The following is a 6,232-nucleotide window of genomic DNA, read 5'->3' as shown; positions in this document are numbered from 1 at the left end:
TCTTCGCCTACGTCACCCCTCCCCTGACCACCGTGCGTCAGCCCTTCGACGCTGCGGCAGGAGAGGGCATCAGGCTGCTCGTGCACGCCATCGAAAAGCCGGAGACCGAGCTGCCTGCGGCGAGCGAGCCACCGGTCGAGCTGGTCGTCCGCGGCTCGACCGCACCCCCGCCGTTCCACCGGGATCAGACGTTACTTCGCACCTCCTGATCACCTGCGCCGGCCGTAGCAGGCGCAGACCGCACGCCTCGGCACCAACCTCCGCCGTCCGAGGGCCGTCTCACCGTGCCGCGGGTCGGACCCTCGTCATCACGGCGTCAGCCGGCACGGTCAGGCCGGCCGACGCCGCCCATCGACTCCGCCGTTCCCGTCCGGACCGATTCGGGGGTGCGGCGGCCAGCAGAGCACATCCCTTCCCTTCCTCTGAGAGCCGCACATGTTCCCTGCCCGAACAGGCGCCAGACCCGGCGCCGTTCCGCATCCCCGTTCCCTCTCCCTCTTGTCGACGGCCTTCGCCCTGCTGGCCGCGGTGGCGACGCTGGTTCTGCCGGCCGGCAGGGCGGACGCCCTCTCCGTCCCGGCCCGGACCCTGTACACCCCGCCGTCCGACGCGCCCGCCCCCGGCTCGCTCTACGCGCGCGGGCTGCGCCTGAAGTACAACGGCTCGGCCAACGGCACGATCCTTTCCACCTTCGAGCAGTACACCAACGGCACGCCGGTCTTCCCGATCTACCGCAGCACCGACAACGGCACCTCGTGGACGAAGATCTCCGACGTCGCCGACACGCAGAACGGCTGGGGCATGCGCTGGGAGCCCGAGCTGTTCGAGCTGCCCACCGCGGTGGGCAGCTTCCCCGCCGGGACCATCCTGGCCGCGGGTGACTCCGTCCCCGCCGACCGGTCGGCCACCAAGATCGACCTGTACGCCAGCACGGACCGCGGACTGACCTGGAGCTTCATCACCAACATCGCCACCGGTGGCCAGGCGATATCCAGCAACGGCTACACCCCCGTCTGGGAGCCGTTCTTCCTGTACGCCAACGGCAAGCTGATCGTCTACTACTCCGACCAGCGCGACACCGCCCACGGCCAGGAGATCGTCCACCAGGTCTCCACCGACCTGCGCACCTGGGGCCCGGTCGTGGACGACGTGTCGAAGCCGACCTACGCGGACCGGCCGGGGATGCCGGTGGTCACCCGGCTGCCCAACGGCAACTACGTGATGACCCACGAGTACTGCGGTGCGCCCGAGGGCGGCTGCGCCGACTACTACAAGATCTCCTCCGACCCCGAGGCGTTCAACTCCGCCACCGACCAGGTGCTGCGGTCCACCGACGGCACCATCCCCAACGGGTCGCCCTACGTCACCTGGCTGCCCACCGGCGGCCCGAACGGCACCCTCGTCGCGAGCGGCGACAACACGGACGACCTGCTGATCAACACCCAGAACGGTGACCCGAACGCCTGGACCCGTATCCGCTCCAACGCCCCTCGTGGCTACAGCCGTGGTCTGCTCCCCCTGGCCGACGGACACAGCCTGATGGTGCTCAGCGGCGGCAGGGTGGGCGTGAGCACGCTGAACCCCGTCCAGTACAGCATCATCGACCTGGGCGGCGGGATCTCCGACGGCGCCACCTACACCGTCTCCAACGCGGGCAGCAACCTGATGCTGACCATCGTCGGCGGCTCCACCACCAACGGCACCAACGCCACCCAGCAGGCCACCGACAACGCCACCGACCAGCAGTGGCGCTTCGTCCAGCAGACCTCCGGCTACTTCAAGATCTTCAACGTGGCCTCGGGCAAGGTCCTCGGCGTGCAGAACCAGTCCACCGCCGACGGCGCCAGGATCCTGCAGTGGGACGACAACGGCACCCTCGACCACGAATGGGCCGTGGCCCCCGCCCCGGCCGGCGGCTACTCCATCACCAACCGCGTCACCGGAAAGCTCCTCGAGATCCCGAACGCCTCCACCGCCGCCGGCACCGTCGCCGACCAGTGGGGCGACACCGGCTGCGCCTGCCAGCGCTGGAACCTGGCCCAGACCGCCCTGCCCTCGCTGAGCACCGGGCAGTACGTCTTCGTCAACAAGAACAGCGGCAAGTACCTCGACATCCCCGCTGACTCCAGGGCCATGGGTACGGCCGCCGACCAGTGGCAGAACTCCGCCTGCTCCTGCCAGCTGTTCACCTTCCAGTCCGCGGCCGGCGGGGGCTGGAACGTCAAGGGTGTCAGCAGCAACCTCAACCTCGACATCAACGGCGGCTCCACCGCCGCGGGAGCGGCCGTCGTACAGAACACACCCTCCAGCGCCAACTCGCAGAAGTGGACCCTCACCGACGCGGGCAACGGCTACTACAGGATCAAGAACGTGGGCAGCAACCTCAGCGTCGGCGTCGCCCAGTCCTCCACCGCCAATGGCGCAGCCATCATCCAGTGGAGCGACCTGAACGTCGACGACCAGCTGTGGAAGATCGTCCGCATCAACTGAGCGGCTGCGCTCTCCGCATCCGGCAAGGAAAGAGAACGCACCGAAGGCCTGCTTGATCCGCAAATCCCTCGACACGTTCACCCCCATGGGACCCACCTGGTCACCCCTGACGAGGTGGGTCCGTGGAAGCGCTCGAACTGCGCTGATCGGTGGAGGGTGCGCTGCGACAGCGCACCCGGGGTGCGAACCTCATCTGGTACGTCCCCGGGCTGCTGTCGTACGCCTCCAGCGCGCCGCGGTCGCTGCCCGGTGACGTGGTCTCCACCGGCACGCTCGCCGGAGCCGAGGTTCGCGACGGTCAGCGCAATCGTCGTGGACATCGGTCCGGTCGACCGGCTCGCTGAGCCGCCGCGCCGGCGACGACTGCGCAGGCGCAGATCAACAGCAAGCCGGCCAGGGGATACCACCGCCCGCGGCGCGAATGCGCCTCGGCAATGGCCTACCACGTTGGAGTCGGCGACCACACCTTCCTCATCGGAAAGCGACCAGTGCCGTGCCTTGTGTCCAGCACCGCTGGACACAAGGCACGGCAAGTCGGACTGGGCTGGGCGCCGGTCGTCTTGTTCAGGCGACTTCCGATTGCCTAAGCACGCAGACGCACCACGGCTGTCGCACCCGGGTGCAGGTTCAGTCCGGTCTCCGGCACCGGACGGTCGGTCAGCAGTTCGTGCCCGCTCACCGTGACCCGCCACGCCCGTCCGCTGCCGTGGTGCAGCAGGAACAGCCACTTTCGGCCGTCCTCGGCACGGCGGACGACAGCCTCGGCCCCCTCTGGGAGATCGGGGAGGACGGGCCGCACCCCAGCCTCCCCGAGCAGGCGGCCCACCAGCGCGGTATAGGCCCGGTCGTCCAGGCGCGTGGACAGGTACCAGCCGGTGCCTGTACCGAATCCGTGCCGGGTGAGCGCCGGCAGGCCGTCCGGGTACTCTGCCACGGTCTTTACGGCTCCCGAGGCGCCGAGGTGTTCACTCCACACGGAACCTGACGACCCATCGGAGAGGGTGATCTCGGCACCGGCGGCCAGCGGCCGGTGCTCCTCCACCCGAACACCCAGGGCCTCGCGCAGCGGCGCGGCAGGATAGCCGCCGAGGCGGGCCTGGTGAGACTGGTCGACGACGCCACTGAAGTACTGGACGAGCAGCACGCCGCCCTGCCGCACGTACTCCCGCAGATTCTCCGCCGCCGCGTCCGACATCAAGTACAGCGCCGGGGCGACGACCAGCCGGTACTGCCTCAGGTCGGCCTCCGGGTGGGCGAAGTCGACGGTGACGCCGGCGTCCCACAGGGCGCGATGGGCGCGGCGCAGAGTGCCTCGGTAGTCCAGCTCGGAGGAGGGCAACCCCTGGCTGTCCAGGCCCCACCAGGCGTCCGCGTCGTGGAGGACGGCTGCTTCGGCGGTGATCCGGGAACCTGCCAGCTCGCCGAGTCGGGCGACGGCCTCGCCGACCTCGACGGCCTCGCGGAAGATCCTGGACTCCGGTCCGGTGTGCGGGACCAGTGCGGAGTGCCAGATCTCGGCTCCGGCCCGGGGTTGCCGCCACTGGAAGAAGAGCACGCCGTCGGAGCCGTGTGCGAGGTGCTGGATCGAGTGCCGCAGCATCTCCCCGGGCTCTTTGGGCAGGGTGCGGTCCCCGGCATAGACGGTGCTGGGGCCCTGCTCGATCAGCAGCCAGGGCTTGCCGCCGCCGAAGGAGCGGGCCCGGTCGCCGCCGAAGGCGATGTCGGCGGCGGCGTCCAGGCCCGGGGCGTCCGGGTAATGGTCGATGCCGACGAAGTCGACCTCGCGGCCGAAGGCCCACAGATCGAGGTTCTGGTAGCCGGGCAGCATCAGGTTGGTGGTGACCGGCCGGTCGCTGTGGGCGCGGATGGCGTCGCGCTGTTCGCGGTAGGCGGCCAAGGCCTCGTCGGACCAGTAGCGGCGGAAGTCGATGACCTGCGCCGGGTTTCGGTGCCACTGGGTGGCCCGGGGCGGCAGGATCTCCTGCCAGCTTCCGTAGTGCTGGCTCCAGAAAGCCGTCCCCCAGGCTGAGTTGACGGCGTCGAGACTGCCGTACCGGTGCTGCAGCCAGCGCCGGAACCCTTCTGCCACGTGGTCGCAGACGCATACTGTGGCGTACTCGTTGTGGACGTGCCAGAGCGCGGTGGCCGGGTGGTTCCCGTAGCGCTCGGCCAGGGCGGTGGCGATCCGCCGCGAGGCCTGGCGGTAGGCGGGGGCGGCCAGGCAGTAGGTGTCGCGGCTGCCGTGAACGAGCCGAGCGCCCTCGGGGGTGACCGGCATGGCGTCTGGGTGGGCCAAGGTGAACCAAGGCGGCGGGGACGCGGTCGGGGTGGCCAGGTCGACGGCGACGCCGTTGGCGTGCAGCCGATCCAACTGGGCGTCCAGCCAGCCGAATTCGTACCGGCCTTCCTCGGGCTCGAGCAGCGCCCAGGAAAAGACGCCGACGGTGGCTAGGTTGACCCGCGCCTGACGCATCAGCAGGTCGTCCTCCTTCCACACACCCGCGTCCCACTGCTCGGGGTTGTAGTCCCCGCCGAAGGCGAGGCCGCCGAGGCGGCGGGTCAGCCGCCCGGTCACGACTCGCCTGCCGGGACGAGGAGTTCGGCGTCGTCGCGGAGACACGGGGGGATGCTCTCCAGCGGGGCCGCGACACGCATGGTGCTGCAGCCCTGGTGCACCTCACCCGTCCTGGCCTCGGTCCAGCTCGCACCCAGCAGCAGATAGACCTCGCGCTCGCGGGCTCCTGCCTCGGTGACAGGGGCGACGAGCAGGTCCGGGCCGAGCAGGAAGGAGTCTTCGACGGTCCAGACGTGCTCGTCCTCGGGCAACTCCAGCACCGGCCGTACCGGCGGGAGGCAGCTGGCGGCGACGGCGCGCGTCCGCTCCGGCAACAGCGCCCCGCCGGGCGTCGCCCGGACCCGCACGGCGTCCGTCCCGCTCGCCGCGCCACACAGGGTTTCGCCCTCGGCCCGCCACTCGAGAGCGTGACCGAGGTCGTGGAAGAAGTTGAACATGAATGGACGACTCCATTTGCTAGTAGTTCAATGTGCGCTTCCGGGGCCCGGGGGTGGCCCCGCACGCCGGCCTTCGGCCGGGATACCCCTGCACCTATGCGCGTCTCTGTGAGCCTCCGCGGCTTAAAAGGCCGGCACGGAACCGGGCCGGTGCTTTCGCGGGGCGTGAGAACCTGCGTCAGCCGGGTGGCATCGTCTGTGGGGCCTGCTCCACGCGCTCCCGGGTGGGGCCGGGGACGGAGTGCTTGCCGTTGAAGACGTAGCTCACCGTGCTCGGAAAGACGCCTGCGCGTTGGTCCCCTGGGGCAGTGTCTCCATGCCGGTGGTCATCTCTCTGCTTTCCCCGTGGATCACCGCGCCATCAGGCCGTCGCGGGTCAGCCCTTGATGGCCCCGGTGAGTACGCCGGTCTTGAAGTGCTTCTGCATGAAGGGATACACGAGCAGGATCGGGATCAGCGTCAGTACCACCACGGCCATCTGCAGCGACTGGGGTGCTGTCTGCGCGTGGGTGCCGCCGTAGCCGTTGTTGACCGATCCGGGCATGGTCAGGCCGTAGTTGACGTACTGCAGGAGCACGTACTGCAGTGGCCACTTGGCGCTGTCGGTCGGCATGTAGAGCATGACGTTGAAGAAGGCGTTCCAGTAGCCGACGGCGTAGAAGAGGGCCACGACCGCGGTGACCGCGCGGGAGGTGGGCAGCACCACCGACCACAGGATGCGCCATTCGCT

At 69.6% G+C, this 6,232-nt stretch carries 6 protein-coding genes and 1 pseudogene; 3 read left to right on the top strand and 4 right to left on the bottom strand.

The features are described from left to right. The 3 genes from ABT057_RS48670 to ABT057_RS48660 form a co-directional block, all read left to right on the top strand. Positions 1 to 209, top strand: a 209-nt coding sequence (locus ABT057_RS48670; protein ID WP_352351783.1) for a substrate-binding domain-containing protein, incomplete at its 5' end; no start/stop codon positions are given. 226 nt (positions 210 to 435) lie between these two features. Then, positions 436 to 2,490, top strand: coding sequence for an RICIN domain-containing protein (locus ABT057_RS48665; protein ID WP_352351781.1), 2,055 nt, complete (start codon positions 436 to 438; stop codon positions 2,488 to 2,490). 149 nt (positions 2,491 to 2,639) lie between these two features. Next, complete coding sequence (locus ABT057_RS48660; RefSeq protein WP_352351779.1) at positions 2,640 to 2,834, top strand: fumarylacetoacetate hydrolase family protein; 195 nt, start codon at positions 2,640 to 2,642, stop codon at positions 2,832 to 2,834. Positions 2,835 to 3,073: 239 nt separating this feature from the next. Here the strand turns inward: ABT057_RS48660 and ABT057_RS48655 are convergent, their stop codons facing one another. The 4 genes and pseudogenes from ABT057_RS48655 to ABT057_RS48640 form a co-directional block, all read right to left on the bottom strand. Next, positions 3,074 to 5,065: a beta-galactosidase gene (locus ABT057_RS48655; protein ID WP_352351777.1), complete on the bottom strand. Its 1,992-nt coding sequence runs from the start codon at positions 5,063 to 5,065 to the stop codon at positions 3,074 to 3,076. After that, the gene (locus ABT057_RS48650) at positions 5,062 to 5,502 is read right to left on the bottom strand and encodes a glycoside hydrolase family 31 family protein (RefSeq protein ID WP_352351775.1); all 441 of its coding nucleotides are present in this window, start codon (positions 5,500 to 5,502) and stop codon (positions 5,062 to 5,064) included. Before ABT057_RS48650 ends, ABT057_RS48655 begins: the two co-directional genes overlap by 4 nt. Before the next feature lie 178 nt (positions 5,503 to 5,680). Next, positions 5,681 to 5,782: pseudogene (locus ABT057_RS48645) on the bottom strand (hypothetical protein); the annotation flags it as partial. Between the two features lie 96 nt (positions 5,783 to 5,878). Next, on the bottom strand, positions 5,879 to 6,232 hold a 354-nt coding region (locus ABT057_RS48640), incomplete at its 5' end, for an ABC transporter permease family protein (protein WP_502974095.1).

It is taken from the genome of Streptomyces sp. NPDC002588 (assembly GCF_040295925.1).
In the GTDB taxonomy this organism is placed as follows: Bacteria; Actinomycetota; Actinomycetes; order Streptomycetales; family Streptomycetaceae; genus Streptomyces.
Note: the sequence above shows the minus strand (reverse complement) of the source record. Positions and strands in the feature narration are given on the sequence as shown.

What these genes read in the sequence shown, in the direction of transcription:
- ABT057_RS48665 (WP_352351781.1), top strand. Translation starts at nt 436, where the DNA reads ATGTTCCCTGCCCGAACAGGCGCCAGACCCGGCGCCGTTCCGCATCCC.
- ABT057_RS48650 (WP_352351775.1), bottom strand. Translation starts at nt 5,502, where the DNA reads ATGTTCAACTTCTTCCACGACCTCGGTCACGCTCTCGAGTGGCGGGCC.